Raw genomic sequence first — 19,237 nt, forward strand, 5'->3', positions numbered from 1 at the left:
TTTCTTGTTATGAGCGAAGCAGATACACAAAATGGAGCAGTTCAGAAAAGTGAAAAAAAGAGAAACAGCATTCTCACTGTCCTTTCTTTTGTTTTTTTAATTGCAGGAGGATTGTGGATTTTAAGTTTATTCTTTGATTTCAGTTCTTATGAAACTACAAATAATGCTCAGGTAGAAGCTTACATCAATAATGTTGCTGCACGTGCAACAGGACATATAAAAGAAATACGTTTTGAAGCTAATCAGCAGGTGCATAAAGGCGACACATTGGTTGTTTTAGACGATTCAGAATATATCATTAAAGTCAAACAAGCAGAAGCAGATTTGGCTATAGCCGAAGGAAATCTGCATTCGTTGCAGCAAAATATAACCACTTCGGTTTCTAATCAGGCTTCGGGAAAAGAAAAGCTGGCTGGTGATTTGGCAAGTTTAGAAAAAGCGCAAAAAGATTACCAGCGTTTCAAGAATATGTATGCCGATTCGGCTGTGACGCGAAACCAATACGATCAGGTTATTTCTAAATTAAAATCGGAAGAAGCGTATGTTAAGGCAGGAAGAAAAGGTCTCGAAGCAAGCAGTTCGATTACCAAACAGAGTTCGATTAATCTCGAAGCAGCTATGGCAACCGTTGCCAGAAAAAGAGCCGATCTCGATGCGGCAAAATTGCAGTTGTCTTATACGGTTGTATTGGCTCCAGCAGATGGGTTTGTTGGCGAACGAAATTTGTCTATTGGCGAATTAATCAATGCCAATCAAACCATTGCAACAATTGTACTCACAGAAAAATTATGGATTTCAGCGAATTTTAAAGAAACTCAAATCGAGAAAATAAAGCAAGGACAAGAAGTAACCATAACGATTGATGCCTTGGACGGAAAAGAATTTAAAGGAAAAGTGGCTGGTTTTTCTCCTGCTACGGGAGCCAAATTTTCGATGGTTGAACCCGATAATTCGACTGGAAATTTTGTAAAAATCACACAGCGCATCCCCGTTAAAATTGAATTTGAAACTCCTGCCAGAGACTTGCAGGAAGTAAGACCAGGAATGAATGTAACAGTTGATGTAAAAAAATAGGACATGTTTGCAGGAAAAAAAAGGAGCGTTTTTACATTGGCAGGATTGTATATCCTGACGATTCCTTTTTTTAACGGACTCAATGTTACAACTTATGACAATTCGCAGATATTAGGACATTTTGGACCTTCTACAACGGCTTTTAGTTATGCGGTTTACATTCCCATTTTTGCAATGTTGGCTTTTCTGCCTTTAGGCTTGAAATTAGGAAAACAAATTAAAGTTCGCACCATGATTTTATCCGTTTCATTTTTGTCACTGCTTTTCAATACTGCATCCTTGTTTGCGCCTACTATTGCTTGGTTTGTTTTATGCCGTTCGCTTTTGGCAATGGTTTCCATTATCGGAATATTTGCTTCGATGGTGCCAATTTTACTAAAGTACAATCCTGCACTAAATATGGCTTTGATGTATGGCATTTTTCAGTTTATTCAAAAAGGAAGCCAGCATTTGTATCAATATTTAGGAGCGCATTTTGTGAGTTTTCATAATTGGACGTTTGGAATTTATTTCCTGAATGTCAACTTTTTAATCTGTATTATTCTGGCTTGGTATTTTTATAGAGCCGATGTTGCGCCTCTTAAGACCAAATTTCAATTTGATTGGCGAGGCTGGATTATTCTGATTCTATTTTTTACGATTGTCCTTTTTTTATGTGTCGAAGGACAGACTAGACATTGGTTTAGCGACCCTAAAATAATGCTTGCTTCAGCAGCTTTATTGATTACAATTGGCATTTATCTGCTGCATGTTCGTTTTACGGCAGAACCTTTAATTAATCCTGATGTTTACAAATTTAAGAATGTGATTCCAGGTGCATTTTTGATGTTTTATATCGGAATAATGAACGGAACAGGAAGTGTCGTAACAGGTTATATGACCAACATTTTAGGTTTTGATCCTGTTTTGGGAGCAGTAACGCACCTGTCGCTTTTGATTGGGTTATGCATCTCGATTCCGCTTTCGACTTATCTTTTATACAAACGCATTTATCTGGCTACCATTTGGGTAATTGGTTTTGCCTGCTACGGAATGTATCATATTATTCTTTTTTTCAGATTCTATCCAGGAATCGACGCGTCCGATTTTTATCTGCCATTAATTTTTAAAGGGTTAGGAATGGGATTTCTTTTTCCTGTTTCACTACTTTACATTTCTGAGGGAATTCCGCCGTTTCTGAGCACATCGCGCATGATGACTGGAATTATTGCTCAGGCTGTTTTTGCTTCTTTGCTGGGAAGCGCAGTTTTGGGAACTTTTATTTCTAATATGAATATACAGCATAAAACAGGTTTAAGTCAGCAGCTTAGTCCGATAAACAAACAAGCTGAACAGCAACTGGAAGATTCGAAAAGGCAATTTTTATATATGGGTTTATCAGATGCGGAAGCACAGAAAAAAGCCGAAAAAAGCCTTTCTAATCAAACCTCGCAAGCCTCAATATTATTAGCCTATAAAGATATTTATCTCGTCATGTCGGCAGTCTGTTTTCTGCCCATTTTTATTATAATGATTTTCAAACTTTGGCGTAGACCTATTGGAAGAGTAGAAGTGGAGCCGATACCGATTTGAGAGTGAGGAAGATAAAAGAAGCAAGAGTAAAGACTGGAGAAGAAAGAAGCAAGAGTAAAGACTTGAGAAGAAAGAAGTAAGAGTAAAGAAGTAAGAGTAAAGAAGTAAGAGTAAAGAAGCAAGAGTAAAGAAGTAAGAACATAGAAAATAGAACATAGAATTTTTTCCGAGGTTTTGGAATTGGAATTCGGAATTTAGCTTTTGGAATTTGCCTTTAGGTTTTGGAATTGGAATTTGGAATTTAGTAATTGGAATTTATATTATGATAGTAAAAAAAGATCGTTTTTTATATCGCTTTTGGACTCAAGAAAAAGGGCTCAGCGGCATGCTGATATTACTGTTTATCATGCATTTTATTGTTATTCCTTTTTTTGGCAGTTACACGCGTTTTGTGGTTGCTGTCAATATATTTTGGATGCTGTTTCTTTTTGCAGGAATTGTGGCATTATCAAAACATAAAAAACAAGCGATTAGTCTTTCAATAATTCCTATTCTGTTTCTTATCATTCAATGGATTAATTATTTGAATCACAATGTCTTTATCCTATTTGCCGACCTGATTTTCTCAATCGCGCTCATGCTTCTTCTTATTGCTTTGGTTTTGATAAAAGTTTTAGAACCTGGTCCAGTGACTACTTACCGCATTATAGGATCTATTGTTGTATATATGCTATTAGTTCATTTTTGGTCAACGCTTTATTTATTTCTTTTTGAGCATATTGAAGGTTCTTTTCAGATAGCTGAGTCTCAATTTGAGAGTAATAGTGATCAGGCTAGTTTTATGTATTTCAGTTATATCTGCATTACTTCAACAGGTTTTGGAGAAATCGTCCCTCTTCATCCTTTGGCTCGTTCTTTAGTTCAGATTGAGGTACTTGTAGGTGTTTTGTACCCCGTCATCTTAATTGGAAGGCTGGTTTCAGATGCCAAGTTTGCTTTTCCTAATAGAGGTAAGAAACAAGAATAATTATCAATTAACAATTTGCTATTAAAAATAACCAATCATATAAAAAGCTATAATCATGAAAACAACTTATTCAAATAAAAAGAAAGAACTCTTTGATACTATTTTGCAGTTATTTTTCATATTCCTCCTTGTTGGGTTTTGTCTTAAATTGCTGTTGCCTTTTTTTATGCCTATTCTTTGGGCTGTAATATTGTCTGTTGTATTTTACCCATTTTTTAATTCGCTGCAGCGAATACTAAAAGGACGCAAAGCATTGGCATCGGTTGTTATTACTGTTTTGATTATTGCCATTATGGTGTTGCCATTAATTTATTTTTTGAAAGCGGCGACGGGAAATTTTTTAGAGCTGAAAGACAGCTTTGAAGCGGGAACACTAAAAATTACTCCACCGGGAGCTTCTATAAAAGAATGGCCCATAATTGGGAAACCTCTTTATGAGTTTTTATTGTCTTTGTCAACAGATCTCGAGCAAAGTGTCATAAAATATCAAGATCAGATAAGGGAATTATCATCTAAAATTATGGCCAGTATTTTGAGTTCTGGTGCTGCATTTCTTCAGTTTATTTTATCGGTTATTATTGCTGGTGTTTTATTAGTGTCTCCAGGCGGTAAAGCTTTCTTTATGAAATTCCTTAAAAAAATAGCAGGAAATGAGGCCGAAGAAATTATGAAAATTTCCGTTTCCACTATTTATCAAGTAGTAAAAGGTATTTTGGGAGTTGCCGTTATTCAGACTATTATTCAGGCCGTTGGATTGTTTATGGCAGATATTCCATATGCAGGAATCCTGACTTTGATCTGTCTGATATTTTCTATTTTGCAGATTGGACCCATTATAATTAATATTGGGGTTATCATTTATCTTTTTTCGACTGGAGATTCTGGTTATGCGATTTTCTGGACAGTGTATTTTATCATTAGCGGACTTTCGGATAATGTTTTGAAACCGCTGTTATTAGGAAAAGGTGCGCTTGTGCCAATGCTTGTCATTTTTCTAGGTGTAATTGGCGGTTTCATAATGTCGGGTTTCATCGGATTATTTGTCGGACCAATTGTGTTTTCAATAGGATATAAATTGTTTGTGGCATGGCTAGATGATAATCCCGAACCTGTTGAAGAACCAGCAGATGATATTGAGATTGTCTAAATTGTGAATTGTAAGATGTAATATGGTAGTATCATTTCATTTCTCATATTTTACATCCCAAACTTTTTACATTTGAATTAACAATTCACAATTTATAATTCACAATTAAATAAAGTATTTTTGCAGGATTATAATTCCAGCAAATGAAACGTTCCGGCACGGCAGATCTTCCTTTACATTATGGACATGTTCCATTATGGCTTGCTGAGCGAATGTCTAAGCTAGGTTTAGCCATTGTGGAAACGATTGCTATGGAATTTTCTACTGCTGAAGTTATAAGCAAATTAAGCAATCCGTTTTGGTTTCAAAGTTTTGGAGCTGTTATGGGAATGGATTGGCATTCGTCTGGAATTACAACTTCTGTGCTTGGAGCTTTAAAAAAGTCAGTTAATCCGCATTCAAAAGAACTCGGAATTTACATCTGCGGAGGAAAAGGCAAACATTCTATGGCAACCCCGCAGGAACTTTTATTCGTTGGCGAAAAAACAGGTCTCGACGGAATTAATCTTGCCAGCTGCAGCAGACTAACGGCAAAAGTAGACAATACTGCAATTCAGGATGGATTTCAATTGTATCAGCATAATTTTATTGTAGATAATAAAGGGCAGTGGGCTGTTATTCAGCAGGGAATGAATCCGAATTCTCGAACAGCCAGAAGATATCATTGGCATTCGCAAGATTTAAAGTCTTTTATCAACGAACCGCACACTTTTATTTATGGCGAAAATCAAGGCGCAATTTTAAATCTTACAGCCAATGCAGCCACAAAATCTCGAGAAGGTATTTTAGAATTGGTAAAAGAATCTCCAGTTAAAATCATAAAAGAAATGCAGCATCTTTCTATGCCCGCGCATCACGATGTGAGAATGGAAGATGTGAATATGAAAAGATTGGGCGCCATGCTTTGGGCTACTCACGAAAATAAGCCAGAAGATTTTGAAGAATTACTCCTTTTAAAAGGAATGGGACCAAGAGCTTTACAATCTTTAGCTTTGGTAAGCGAAATCATTTATGGAACTCCAACAAGATTTGAAGATCCAGCTCGTTTTTCATTTGCTCATGGCGGAAAAGATGGACATCCGTTTCCTGTTCCCGTTAAAATCTACGATGAAACTATTGATACTTTGCAAAGAGCGATTAATCGTGCCAAAATCGGCAATAGCGATAAACTGAGTGCCATTCAGAAACTATCTGAGATTTCGCGGAAAGCAGAAGAAAGTTTTACTCCAAATTCTAATTTTGATGCTCTTATCCAGAGAGAAAGAGAGGAATCTTATAAATATGGCGGAAAAACCGTTTTTGGCGATGCTAAACCTCCTAAAAAGAAACCTGTAAACCCAAACAATCAGCTGGAATTATTTTAAAAATCATAATTTCTATCAGCCTTTAGTTATATAAAAATCCAATAATGACACAAAACGAAAAATCAATTTATACCTTACAATTCATTTTACTTTGCTTGAGTTCTCTATTATTTTCATCAAGTTTTAATATGATGATACCTGAACTTCCTAATTATTTAAGCAGTCTTGGAGGAGCAGAATACAAAGGACTTATTATCTCATTGTTTACATTGACGGCAGCAATTTCGCGTCCTTTCAGCGGTAAGCTTACCGATAAATGGGGACGTGTTCCTGTTATGGCTATTGGTTCTTCGGTATGTGTGGTATGCGGATTTTTGTATCCAATTTTGAGTTCTGTTTCAGGGTTTTTATTACTTCGTTTGGTTCATGGTTTTTCAACGGGATTTAAACCAACCTCGACATCGGCTTATGTGGCAGATATTATTCCGCAACACAGATGGGGAGAGGCGCTCGGAATGCATGGATTATGTTTTAGTATTGGAGGTGCACTAGGACCTGCGCTAGGAAGTATGATTGTTAATAATTATGGAATGAACGTAATGTTTTACTGTTCATCTTTTCTAGCTTTCTTTTCAATTATTATCGTAATGAATATGAAAGAAACCCTTGCCACAAAAGAAAAATTGAATAGATCCATGTTTATTATTGGCCGAAATGATATTGTAGATAAAAATGTTTTTCCGGCAGGAATTATTACTTTTCTTTCGTACACTGCTTTCGGAATTATTCTGACCTTAATTCCAGACTGGAGTGAGCATGTTGGAGCAACAAATAAAGGGATATTTTTTACTGCTTTTACAGTCGCTTCGGTTATGGTTCGTTTTGCAGCAGGAAAAGTTTCAGATAGACACGGACGACCAAAGGTTATTATGGCTGGATTGATCATCACTTCGATTGCTCTTTTTATAATAAGCGTGGGAAGAGATATCAATATGTTATTAGTCGGAGCCGGAATTTACGGAGTCGGTACTGGTATTTTGTCGCCAGCAATTAGTGCTTGGACTATTGACATGAGCAATCCTGAACATAGAGGAAAAGCGGTTGCCACAATGTATATTTCAATGGAACTCGGAATTGGTTCTGGGGCTCTTTTAGGAGGAACTTATTATAACGATAAAATCAATCGTATACCACAAATCATTAGATTTGATATCTTGGTGCTAATTCTTGGGATTGTATATCTTACATATTGGGCAAGAAATAAAAAGAGAATTAAAGCATAATTTTATAAAGCATTATTCTTTCCGAATATTTAGTTGCACTTTAAAATTGCCATAATAAGAATTGTCGGCCATCAAAGAATGTCCGATTACTAAAATATGAGTTCCTTTTTGTTTGAGCGGAATTTTCAAGTCCATTCCAAAAGGGCCATCTGAGGTTTTATCAGGAAAAATAATTTGATTAAATCGGATGTTTCCTTTTCCTGTATCTGGAATAATTTGAGCGTTTAATTCGCCCAAATCTTCATTTTTAAATTGAACATATACTTTTGAATTTAAAGAATCTAAATGGCCTTCAGCTGAAAATATATTTTCATCATTCTTATAACTCATAGCGATAGTGTCGCCTATTTGTTTATTTTCCTGTTTTTCTTCTTTTTGAACAACTGGATTTGGTGATTCAGCAGAAGCTTTTTTGTTTTCCTTTTGCTGACATGAAAAAAAGAAAATTGAAAGTAGAAGTATATACAAATTTTTCATCGCAGTATTTTTAGCTTAACATTTCAAAACTTCCAGGTGTTTCTTCATTCTCATCATATTCGCCTGCGGGTTTTTCAGTCAAATCTTCTTCTTCCTCCCAATCATTTTCATCATACTCTGAATGGAAATCATATTCAAGATTATCTTCCAATTCTCCCAGTTCTAAATTATAATGATTTGAAGCTGCCAGCCTGCTGCTATAATCGCCTTCCAGATAATCGTCATAATTCAATAATAGCTGTTCCTCATAAGAATTCATTTCAAATGCAAATTCTTCAGATGTGTAATTTTCAGATCTCATATTAATCGGTTTTAAAGGATGAATAATAATTATCTCTAATTCTTCAATTAGATTATTCTAAAATTACAGTCAAAGACCGCTAGCTGTTTTATATAATTTTTTTAGAGTGTTGTCAAATTTTCATTTACCCTTAAATTTAACTATAAAAAAGCAAAAGTTAGAAAACACGAATTACTTTTTTCAACTATAATGCTGCCGTTCAATATTATTAGGATTAATCATATTGATATTTAAAAAATTGCTTTACGAAATCCTTTGCGCTTTTTTTAACTGAATCATCTTTTGGTTTTTAACACTAAAAATGTTTAATATTGTGTTTTTGATCCTCACTTTTTATTATTAATGTCTGTTTACCGCAAATATGCTGATCATATTTTATTAAATCTTCTTAAGGAAGATGATCAATTAGCGTATACAGAAATTTTTGAGAGATATTCCAGACTTTTAGTAAATCACGCTTTCAAAATGATCGGAAATCAAGATGAATCAAATGATGTTGTTCAAGAAGTATTTTTATTTATATGGAACAAACGTCATGAGTTAGAAATTACGGGTTCTCTATCTTCTTATTTGTACAAAGCAACAAAAAACAAAATCCTTAATCATATTGCTCACGAAAAAGTAGTTTCGCGTTATGCCGACTCTATTTCGAATTTTATTGAAAGCGATTATGTTTCTGCAGATTCTAAACTCAGAGAAAAAGAATTAGAAGCAATTATTGAAAGCGAAATTGCTTTACTTCCTGAAAAAATGCGTGAAGTTTTTCTTTTGAGAAAAGTAGAAGAACTTTCATATGATGAAATTGCCTTACAATTAAATATAACAGACAAAACAGCTAAACAGCAAGTTTATAATTCGCTGAAAATTCTTCGCGGAAAACTAAAATCGGCTCTAAATGTTTTCATTTGGTAATTTTTTATTTCCCTTTTTGTTAAAATTTGCAATAAAATTTACTTCTAATAGCCTCATTAATAAAGAGAAACTAACGTTTCGATGAATTTATTAATGATAAATTAATATTTTTTTGATTTTCATCTATGACAAAACCTATTTCTAACTGTCTTACTATAAAACAAGACAAAATTTCGTGTTGTAATTATGAATGAAACTGAATTTCTAGAACTGCTTAAAAAATATCAAAATGGCACTTTATCTCATGAAGATAAGGATAAACTTGATGCGTGGTATTTACATAAAGCGTCGAATAGCAAGAGACAGCTTAGTGAGTACGAACTGGCAGATAGTTACGAACATTTGAAATCGAGGCTTCCGTTGGCTCAAAAAACAAAAGTGATTAATATTTGGCCGCGTGTTGCCGCTGCAGCATCAATTATTGTGCTGTTAGGTGCTGGAATATTCTATTTTGCAAAATCGGAAACGGCAGCAAAACAAGAAAATATTCAGATTGTCGAAAAGGCAAAAGAAATTGCTCCAGGCGGAAACAGAGGAATTTTGACGCTTTCTAACGGAAAACAGATTATACTTTCTGATATTTCTTCGAAAGATATTATTGCTAAAGAAGATCAGGATGAGGTAACTATAAAAATGGATGCCAATGGGGTTATTACTTATGTTATAAATCCAGATGCAGATATTTCAAAAGAAAATGGCAATTCATTCAACACACTTTCAACACCAACTGGAGGACAATATAATATTGTTTTAGCAGACGGGACAAAAGTATTTCTGAATGCCGTTTCGTCCATCAAATATCCAACTCAGTTTAACGGAGATCAAAGAGTCGTAGAATTGGAAGGAGAAGCTTATTTTGAAGTTGCGAAAAATAAAAATAAACCTTTTATAGTAAAATCGGATAAACAAAGCATTGAGGTTTTAGGAACACATTTTAATGTGCATGCCTATAATAATGAAGCGACTGTAAAAACTACTTTAGTGGAAGGAAGTGTTGCGGTTTCTTCTAAAAATCAGAGAGCAATTTTAAAACCAGGCCAGCAGTCTAATATAAGCGATAATGCTGCTAAAATTACAATTAGAGAAGTTGATACAGAAGCAGCAATAGCTTGGAAAAATGGTCGATTTAAATTTGATAATGCTGATTTGAAATCGGTAATGAAACAGCTTGAACGCTGGTACGGAATTAAAGTAGAATATCGCGGCGATGTCTCTGATGTGAGATTTAACGGAGGTACATTTAGAAATAAAAATTTATCTGAAGTATTAAAAGTACTTGAGTTGAGTAATATAAAATTTAAGGTTGAAGGAAAGACGATTATTGTTTATCCCTAACCTTTAAGTTTAACCGATTATATTGAGCCTATAAACTAAAAAACCAGAGGCAGTTGCGATGCTTCTGGTTGTTATAAAAGTTTATAGCCAATATAAGTTGTCCACCTATTGTTTAACTATAACCAAATGTAAATGTATGAAATTAAATTTACAACCAAAAAAACCTTACAAAAAACTTAAAAAAAAGATTCCGAACGTTAGTTTTCTTGCTTTGTTAAGTGTGCTGTTTACTTTGTTCAGCAGTTATAAGAGCCAAGCCCAGACTATTACAATCAATTTTAAAGACGCTTCTCTTGAGACAGTTTTGAAAGAAGTGGCCAAACAGACTAACTATGAAGTTTTCTACACTCAGAAATTGCTGAAAGATGCTAAACCGGTTACGATTAATGTTAAAAATTCTTCTTTAAATGAAACTTTAAATCAAGTTTTTAGAAATCAGAATTTAAAGTTCAATCTTGCGAACCAAACCATTGTTGTTAGTGCAGGAAAAGAAAAGACGGAGAGCTTGGGAAACGAACTAATTCGCGTAAGCGGAAAAATTACCAACAATAAAAATGAGCCATTTCCAGGCGTTACAGTAACCCTTTCTGGCACAAATAGAACTAGTATTACCGATTTTGATGGTGGTTTTGTCTTTGAAAATGTACCTGCGAGCGGAATTTTAGAATGTTCTGGATTAACTATTGAAACAAAGTCGATTGCTATTAATGGCCGAAATGTACTAACTATTATCGTTGAAGACAAAGTGGCTGCCATGAAAGAAGTTGTGGTAACGGGTTTTCAGACTATTGCCAGAAGCAATTTTACTGGTGCTATTGGTAAAGTTGATGAAAAGGTGTTAAACGAAAATATTAATGGCAATTTATCGAGTGCGCTTGAAGGCCGTGTCGCTGGTTTGATGTTTCAAAAAAATCCAAACGGACTTGGATCTGATCAGCCTATATTAAGAGGTATCGGTACTTTTTCTGCAGATGTTGGGTATAGTCCGCTTGTAGTAATAGATGGTTTGCCAACTGAATTGACATTGGATGAAATCAATCCGTATGATATTGAAAGTGTTGATGTTCTTAAAGATGCGGCTGCAGCTTCTATCTATGGTTCAAGAGCGGCAAATGGTATTATTGTATTAACTACCAAAAAAGGAAATGGTAAGTTGAAAGTGACGGTAAACTCAGATTTCTTTATTTCAGATAAACCAAATTTGAGAGATATGAACTATGCCTCGACAAGTGATCTAATTGATTTTGAGCAGGCGGTTTACAATAGAGAAAGAGCAAGATTTGCTGATACTGCAACCATGTTTAGCAGTTACGGAGATATTGGAAACAGCAGTACAAAATATTACAGTCCTCTTTATCAATTAAACAGAAATCTGGAAGAGGGAAAAATCGATAATGCTACTTATAACAGTACTCTTGCACAATGGAGAAAGAATGATTACAATAAAGATTATCGCGATAATGTTTGGCAAAATGAATTTAGACAGCGTTACAATATCGCATTTTCGGGAAGCACAAGCAAACAGAATACGTATGTGTCTCTTAATTATGATGAATCTAAAAATCGTATAAAATATAATACTGGACGTGCATTCAATCTTTACGCAAAAAGTAGTTTCCAGATAAACAATTGGTTAAATGCAACATTTGGAGTAAATGGAACCTACAGTAATGATGATGTTACAGAATATGATCTTGGCAATTACGACATTCAAAAGCGATACGAACGTATTACAGATGATAATGGAAATTTAGTGCAATCTTCATTTGCATCAATTAAAGATGGATTTACCTCTAGTGGTGCTCTTAATCCGGCTATGGTTGAAAAACTAGCAGGTTTAAGCGGTTTTAAATCTTTTAATTTTAATGTTTTAGATGCGCTTAAAGAAGGTATTGAGGAGCAAAATTCATTAAGCCTAAGGACTTTCGCTAACGTAAAAGCTAAGTTATGGAAAGGTCTAAGTTTTAATACACAATTTCAATATGAGGTAAGAAAAAATGATAGAGAACAATATCATGATGTCAATTCTTATAGAATGCGTTATGCTATCAATGCATTAACGGGTTATAATCCAACTACAAATGCATACACTTACGTTGATGGCTTTTCTACAGGAGGAAGATACAAACAGGCAAGCAGTCAGGCAAGTAATTATTCTTTTAGAAATCAATTAGATTTTAATCAAGAGTTTGCAGAAGGCAAGCACTCAGTTAATGCATTAGTTGGTACAGAAATGCGTGAAACTTTTGTTCCAAGAAGCATAGAACAACTTCGATATGGATATGATCCTGTTACGCTTACTTCTGCAGTATTAAACAATCTTGCACTTAGCCAAACGGGAGTTTCTAGTTATATTTTTGGGAATAACAGAACACTTTCAGCGTTAGGCAGAACACAGCAAGAAATCCTTCATCGTTACTTTTCTATTTTTAGTACTGCGAGTTATACTTATTTATCAAAATACAACCTTACGGGAAGTTACCGAGTAGATAGAGCAGATTTGTTTGGAGTTGATCCAAAGTATAAAAACCGTCCATTATGGTCTGTAGGTTTAGGTTGGAATGTCAGCAATGAAGATTTTATGAAAGAGGTTAAGTGGGTAAGTATGTTAAAATTGAGATCAACTTATGGTATAAACGGAAATGTTGATCAAAATACAACACCTTATATTACTGCTACAAGAAGAAACGATAACCTGTATCAATCTTTACAATATACAAATATTACGGCTCAACCAAATCCGATGTTAAGATGGGAAAAAACACAAAGTACCAATATTGGTGTAGATTATAGCTTATTTAGAGCTAAATTAAATGGTACGATTGATGTTTATCACAAATACAGTAGCGATTTATTGGCGACTACAGATCTTGATCCTACTGTTGGTGCTTTGTCAAGAAAAATCAATGCAGGAGCTCTATTAAATAAAGGTATAGAATTTAGTATTGGTTCTGAATGGTATAATAACGGTAATTTCCGCATTAATTCTAATTTAGTTTTTGCCCACAACAAGACAACCGTTAAAAAAGTAACAAGAGCTGAATCGACAGCATCGGTATATGTTTCTTCGCCAACCAATTTTTTTCTAGAAAATGAATTATTTAATAGCATGTATGCTTACCAATACGGAGGAACAGTAAATGGTTATCCTTACGTTTTGGATGAAAACGGAAATCCTTCTATAACTTTTGATGAAAATGGAAATCCAATTTCAACAAGCATCAAAACAATTACAAATGCTGATGCCTTGGTAAATGTGGGAACTTTAATGCCAACTTACACAGGTTCATTGTCACAGCGTTTTTCTTATAAACAATTCGATTTAAATTTCTTGTTTGTTTTCTCAGGAGGAAATGTAATGCGTAAAGAAACCTTAGATATGAGTTCTGATGCCGTAAATCTTTCTGGTATCACAGATCGTTATACTGACACGAATAGAAATGACAATACTCGTTTATATGTTGATTTCGCCGAAAATATTAGAAATTATGCGGGAACAATAAGCAGCCAATGGAGAAACTCAACAGCAAATGTTGTAGATGGCGATTATATTAAATTGAGAAATATTTCTTTGGCCTATAATCTTCCTAAAGCTTTTGCGACTAAAATAAAGATGGCGTCTGCAAAATTTACTTTTCAAATGAATAATATTTGGTATTGGAGTGCAGCTGGTAATCGTATTGATCCAGAGGTTTATAGTCTAAATTCCGGTACACGTAATTTACCATTGCCAAAAACGTATTTACTAGGTCTTAATCTTACTCTTTAAAAATGAAACAGGTTTATATAATATTATTGTCTTTGATGATGTTAACGATTTCATCATGCGAAGAATACACTGAAATAACACCCAAAGGCGCTTTGGTGATCGAAACTCCTCAACAATTTCTTGAATTAGTTTCGCTGCCAAATAGAGGTTATCCAATCAATAACTTTCAATATTTGTCAGATGACCAATGGATGAGAGAAGCCAATGTAATAGGAAGAACTCCAAACATTGACATCATTAATTTTACTTTTGATGAAACTATAGACAGGGTTTCTTTATTCACAGCTTCAAGTTTTTATAATCAAGCTTATACTTATATTAATAGATGGAATACTGTTATTTCGTTGGTTGATGATAGTAAAGGAGATGAGAGCATAAAGCAATTAGCAAAAGCCGAAGCTAAAATTTATAGAGCGTACGATCATTTCTTATTAGTAAACACGTATGCTAAAGCATATGATCCGCAAACCGCTGCGACTGATGGAGGAATTTGTATCATGGATAAATTTGATCTGGAAGCGCAGCCTTCAAAATCTACTGTTGCCCAGGTTTACGATTTCATACAAAAAGATATAGAAGATGCTTTGCCATATCTGAAGGAAAAACCAATGGATGTTTATCACCCATCACTCGCATTTGCCTACGCATTTAAAGCTAAAGTACATTTGTTTAAACGAGAAATTGCGGCGGCACAGGCTGCAGCAGAAAAGTCATTGAGTTACAACAATCAGATATTTGATATGGTTGCTTACAATGCGAAAGGAGGGCCAACATCAGTGGCTGTTCCGGCAGCAGATAATATCGAGGTGTTAAGTTATATGTACATGACAGGTTATAACGAAATGAATTTTGCGCAGAGCTATATTATTAGCCCTGAATTGAGAACTTTATTTGGAACAAATGATGCTCGTTTTAATTTGTTTTTCAATTCTACTAGTACAACCAATTTAGATCAGGGTTCGAATACTGCTTATTGGGGAGTTCAATATACAAGGTTTTTTTATCCAACAGTTGGTATGAAGACAACTGAAGTATATTTAATGCTAGCAGAATGTTATGCCAGAGACAATAAATTAAACGAAGCAGTGGGAGTTTTAAATACTTTAAGAGCAAAACGTATTCTATCTGGCACAGTAAATTTAACGGTACCTGCTACTAGAAAAGAAACTATGGAACTTGTGGTGAACGAACGCAGAAAAGAACTGCTTTTAGGATTTAATAGATTTTTTGATTTAAAGCGATTAAATACAGAAGCAGAATATGCAAAAACAATAACGAGAGTATTTCCAATCGTAAACAAAACAGTTCCTCAAAAAACTTATACATTACAGCCTAACTCAAGATTGTACATTATTCCGTTTCCTTTATCGGCACTGACAAAAAATCCAAAACTTACTTTAAATACAGACGAGAAAGTTCCGTTTTAGTTTCAATGAAAAAGTTAATTATACTACTAACCGTGCTGTCCGTTTGGCAGCATGGTTTTGCTCAAACCCCAGAAAAAAAAGCCGATAGTACCAGTACACAGCCCAAAGGCATGCAGGCTTATAATAAAATAATCACTGATAAAGCAAAAAACAAATTAGGACTCTTTACCGTAAGTCAGGTCGATAGTAAATATTATTTTCAGATTCCAGATAGTTTGTTTAACCGATACATGCTGGTAGTAACAAGATATTTATCTACTCCAGAAGGAATGGGAGCTTTTGGAGGAGAAAAAGCCAACGAACAGACCATTTACTTTGAAAAAGGGGCAAATAATACTGTTTATATGAGATCACTTCAATATAAACAAGATGTGCGTTCGGCTGACTCAATGTTGGCAAAAGCATTGGCTGGAAGTAATGAAAATCCAATTGTAGGTGCTTTTCCGATCAAAACCACTAATCCAGATAACGGAAATACTGTTATTGATGTAACAGATGCATTCAAAAAAGATAATCCGATGTTTTCTTTGGAAAGCAAAGAGAAAACAGAAAAAAAACTGACTTCTCTTGCTGATGATAAATCTTTTATAGAAGCTATTGATACATATGCAATCAATATTGAAGTAAAAACCACAAAAACCTATACAAGCAGCACAGCAAGCAGCGGAAGCATAACTATTAGATTAAATACATCAATTGTATTATTGCCTAAAACACCAATGCGTAAACGTTTTTTTGATGAAAGAGTAGGTTTTTTTGCCAACAAATATGTTTTGTTTGATGATGATGAACAGCGTGCACAAAAGAAATTCATTATTCAGCGTTACCGTTTAGAGCCGAAAGAAAAAGACATTAAAAAGTATTTGAGAGGAGAACTTGTAGAACCAAAAAAACAGATTGTCTACTATATCGATCCAGCAACACCAAAAAAATGGAGACCATATTTAATTGCTGGAATCAACGACTGGCAAAAAGCTTTTGAGGCCGCTGGTTTTAAAAATGCAATTGTAGGGAAAGAATGGCCAGAAGACGATAAAACGATGAGTCTGGAAGATGCAAGGTATTCTGTAGTAAGGTATTACGCTTCTGAAACGCCAAATGCGTATGGGCCTCGTGTGAGCGATCCAAGAAGCGGTGAAATTATAGAAAGCCATGTTGGGTGGTATCATAATGTGATGAAATTAGTCCAGCGCTGGTATATGATTCAGGCTGGGCCTCTTGACGCAAGAGCAAGAAAAATGCATCTGGATGATGAATTAATGGGGCAATTAATCCGTTTCGTCTCTTCGCATGAAATAGGTCACACTATTGGTTTACGCCATAATATGGGAGCAAGCAATGCTACTCCTGTTGAAAAACTTCGCGATAAAAAATGGGTAGAAGCCAATGGACATACAGTTTCTATTATGGATTACGCCCGCTTTAATTATGTGGCGCAGCCAGAAGATAACATTAGTCCAAAAGGAATTTATCCGCGCATCGGAAGTTACGACAAGTGGGCAGTTCAATGGGGGTATGGTTATTATCCAAATGCTAAAGACGAATTTGAAGAAGAAAAACTGTTAGCAAAACTGACTACAGATAGTTTGACAGCTAATCCTAAATTATGGTTTGGGGGAGAAGGTAAGGATGAAGATCCGCGCAGCCAAAGAGAAGATATCGGTGACGACGCAGTAAAGGCAAGTGATTACGGCATAAAAAATTTAAAACGTGTTGTGCCTAATCTTATAGAATGGACTTATCAGCCAAACGATGCTTATGATAATTTATCAGATATGCATAAAGCGGTGGTATCGCAATATAGTATCTATTTGTATCACGTATTGAAATACATTGGCAATAATTACGTAACCAAAAGAACAGTTGATGAAAAAGGTGTTGTATATCAGCAGATACCAAAAGCTAAAGTAAAAGCTGCTATTGACTACGTGGGAAGACAATTGTTTGTTGCTCCGCTTTGGATGTATCCGCAGGAAATTGACCAGCTGATTTCTTTAAAAACAGCAGATCAAATTTCAGATCAGCAGAATCAGGTTTTAAATATGCTTTTAAGTTCTGGAATGTTGTATAATATCAGTCTTAAATCGATCCAATTTGAAAATGCTTATACAGTTCCTGAATTTCTAAATGATTTACAGCAAACAGTTTGGGTGAAATTTACAGGCGATGAAAAACAAGATTTTTACAGGAGAAGTTTACAGCGTGGTTATATTGAAAAACTAGGCATGTTGCTTTTGCCGAAAGAAACAGAACCAGGTAAAGCTCTAAATGCAGCGCAAAGAAGTGATGTGAGACTATACGGGAAACAGCATCTTATTAAATTAAGAACCGATGTTACAAAGCTTATGGATGCTTCAACAGGATTTAATAAAGATCATTTCGAAAACATTTTAATCGAAATCGATAAAATCGTTAATAAATTAGATAAAACCGCAATATGAAAAAAATATTAGTTATAGCATTTATTTGCTTAAGTACTTTGGCTCAAGCACAATTAACATCAAAAGAAGAAGTGACTCCAGAATTGGTACAAAAAAGAGAAGAGAAAAAGAAAGAAATTACAAAGAGTTATTTGGCTTTAAAAAATAGCTTAATACTTTCGGATAGCCTTGTTGCCGTTAAAAGTGCTGTAGCTTTGACGAATTCTTTAAAAAACTTCAAGTTTAAAAAGTTAACGTTGGAACAAATGAACATTGCTACAATTTCAAGAAAAGAAATTATAGAATTGGCTAATCAGATTGCCACGACAAAAAACATTAATAAACAGCGCAAGATTTTTGAGACTCTTTCAGTAAAATATTGGAATCAAGCTTCAAAGTTTAAAGCAGCAGATGAAACATTATATTTACAAGTCTGCCCAATGACTGGTGCAGTTTGGACAAGCGATAGTAAAGAAATCAAAAATCCGTACTATCCAAAAAATATGCTTACCTGTGGTGAAGTAAAAGCAAGCTTATAGTTTTTTTAATTTGAATTAGTTTGATAAATGCGGTTTTCTAAAGAGACCGTATTTGTCGTTTAAAATAATGAATGCCATTGTTATAGTTAAAACTATTGTAGAAACAATTGAAAAAAAGAAAGCCTGTAAACATTTAGTTTACAGGCTTTTTTGTGGAGTCGCCGGGAATCGAACCCGGGTCCAAACAAGCAACTAAAGAGCTTTCTACACGCTTATTTCCTGATTGAATTTTCGATGTTGAGCTAGGCCAGAAACAACCACCCAACACTTATCTTCTTAAATTTCGAAATCCACCCGAAGCTCATGGAAATCTAGGTTTATTTTTACGGTTCCCCTGAACGGAACGCCACAAACCAAGGCTTTCCAGGAGAATCCAGCTTCTCTACCTTGTAGAGACGTGGCGTAATCTTACTATGATTCGGATTATGCAGCTAAAGCGTAATTATTTTCGCCGTGTAAAAGTTCGAGATCTTATATTTACGAGCAAGGTCTCAATGCTCGACGTGCTTACTGTTCAATTCGACTTGCTGTCAAAACCAGTCGACCCCAAAAAATAAGTCTGCAAATTTAGAGTATTTGAAATTACTTTCTGCTAAAATTTTCAAAAAAATATTAGTCCAAAGTTCAAAGTCGGAAAGTCTAAAGCTGGACATCGAAACTTGAAAGTTATAAAGTTTTTAAAATCAAAAGCTTACTTTCTTTTGCTCCTT

General features: G+C 34.7%; 14 protein-coding genes and 1 other RNA gene. 12 read left to right on the top strand and 3 right to left on the bottom strand.

Going from position 1 to position 19,237, the window contains the following annotated elements:
• Positions 1 to 9: 9 nt before the first annotated feature.
• The 6 genes from NU08_RS01550 (at position 10) to NU08_RS01575 (ending at position 7,347) form a co-directional block, all read left to right on the top strand.
• On the top strand, positions 10 to 1,074 hold the full coding sequence (locus NU08_RS01550) for an HlyD family secretion protein (RefSeq protein WP_129745483.1): 1,065 nt from the start codon (positions 10 to 12) through the stop codon (positions 1,072 to 1,074).
• A gap of 3 nt (positions 1,075 to 1,077) precedes the next feature.
• Complete coding sequence (locus NU08_RS01555; protein WP_129745485.1) at positions 1,078 to 2,646, top strand: MFS transporter; 1,569 nt, start codon at positions 1,078 to 1,080, stop codon at positions 2,644 to 2,646.
• 262 nt (positions 2,647 to 2,908) lie between these two features.
• Positions 2,909 to 3,613 carry an ion channel gene (locus NU08_RS01560; protein WP_129745487.1) on the top strand — a complete coding sequence of 235 codons (705 nt, stop codon included), beginning with the start codon at positions 2,909 to 2,911 and terminating at the stop codon, positions 3,611 to 3,613.
• Between the two features lie 55 nt (positions 3,614 to 3,668).
• Positions 3,669 to 4,760 carry an AI-2E family transporter gene (locus NU08_RS01565; protein WP_129745489.1) on the top strand — a complete coding sequence of 364 codons (1,092 nt, stop codon included), beginning with the start codon at positions 3,669 to 3,671 and terminating at the stop codon, positions 4,758 to 4,760.
• Between the two features lie 143 nt (positions 4,761 to 4,903).
• Entirely contained in the window at positions 4,904 to 6,124 is a 1,221-nt protein-coding gene (locus NU08_RS01570; protein WP_129745491.1) for a DUF763 domain-containing protein, read from the top strand.
• Between the two features lie 44 nt (positions 6,125 to 6,168).
• A complete protein-coding gene (locus NU08_RS01575) occupies positions 6,169 to 7,347 on the top strand; it encodes an MFS transporter (protein WP_129745493.1) in 1,179 nt (392 codons plus the stop codon).
• 12 nt (positions 7,348 to 7,359) lie between these two features.
• On the opposite strand, the gene NU08_RS01580 is transcribed toward NU08_RS01575, so the two are convergent.
• Both NU08_RS01580 and NU08_RS01585 read right to left on the bottom strand, forming a co-directional pair.
• Positions 7,360 to 7,824 (bottom strand): hypothetical protein, encoded by a 465-nt coding sequence (locus NU08_RS01580; RefSeq protein WP_129745495.1) that lies wholly within the window; start codon positions 7,822 to 7,824, stop codon positions 7,360 to 7,362.
• Positions 7,825 to 7,834: 10 nt separating this feature from the next.
• The gene (locus tag NU08_RS01585; RefSeq protein ID WP_129745497.1) at positions 7,835 to 8,125 is read right to left on the bottom strand and encodes a hypothetical protein; all 291 of its coding nucleotides are present in this window, start codon (positions 8,123 to 8,125) and stop codon (positions 7,835 to 7,837) included.
• Positions 8,126 to 8,467: 342 nt separating this feature from the next.
• Between NU08_RS01585 and NU08_RS01590 the strand changes: the two genes are divergently transcribed.
• The 6 genes from NU08_RS01590 to NU08_RS01615 all read left to right on the top strand — a co-directional run bounded on the left by NU08_RS01590 (position 8,468) and on the right by NU08_RS01615 (position 18,527).
• Positions 8,468 to 9,037 carry an RNA polymerase sigma factor gene (locus tag NU08_RS01590; protein WP_129745499.1) on the top strand — a complete coding sequence of 190 codons (570 nt, stop codon included), beginning with the start codon at positions 8,468 to 8,470 and terminating at the stop codon, positions 9,035 to 9,037.
• Between the two features lie 186 nt (positions 9,038 to 9,223).
• Positions 9,224 to 10,372 (top strand): FecR family protein, encoded by a 1,149-nt coding sequence (locus NU08_RS01595; protein ID WP_129745501.1) that lies wholly within the window; start codon positions 9,224 to 9,226, stop codon positions 10,370 to 10,372.
• 136 nt (positions 10,373 to 10,508) lie between these two features.
• A complete protein-coding gene (locus NU08_RS01600) occupies positions 10,509 to 14,141 on the top strand; it encodes a SusC/RagA family TonB-linked outer membrane protein (RefSeq protein WP_129745503.1) in 3,633 nt (1,210 codons plus the stop codon).
• Between the two features lie 2 nt (positions 14,142 to 14,143).
• A complete protein-coding gene (locus NU08_RS01605; RefSeq protein ID WP_119792282.1) occupies positions 14,144 to 15,568 on the top strand; it encodes a RagB/SusD family nutrient uptake outer membrane protein in 1,425 nt (474 codons plus the stop codon).
• Positions 15,569 to 15,573: 5 nt separating this feature from the next.
• Positions 15,574 to 18,009 (top strand): zinc-dependent metalloprotease, encoded by a 2,436-nt coding sequence (locus tag NU08_RS01610; protein ID WP_129745505.1) that lies wholly within the window; start codon positions 15,574 to 15,576, stop codon positions 18,007 to 18,009.
• A complete protein-coding gene (locus NU08_RS01615) occupies positions 18,006 to 18,527 on the top strand; it encodes a DUF3347 domain-containing protein (protein ID WP_129745507.1) in 522 nt (173 codons plus the stop codon). Before NU08_RS01610 ends, NU08_RS01615 begins: the two co-directional genes overlap by 4 nt.
• A 150-nt stretch (positions 18,528 to 18,677) precedes the next feature.
• On the opposite strand, the gene ssrA is transcribed toward NU08_RS01615, so the two are convergent.
• Positions 18,678 to 19,075, bottom strand: a transfer-messenger RNA (tmRNA) gene (gene ssrA / locus NU08_RS01620).
• Between the last annotated feature and the right edge of the window lie 162 nt (positions 19,076 to 19,237).

Source organism: Flavobacterium anhuiense (assembly GCF_004151235.1).
Taxonomy (GTDB): Bacteria; Bacteroidota; Bacteroidia; order Flavobacteriales; family Flavobacteriaceae; genus Flavobacterium; species Flavobacterium anhuiense_A.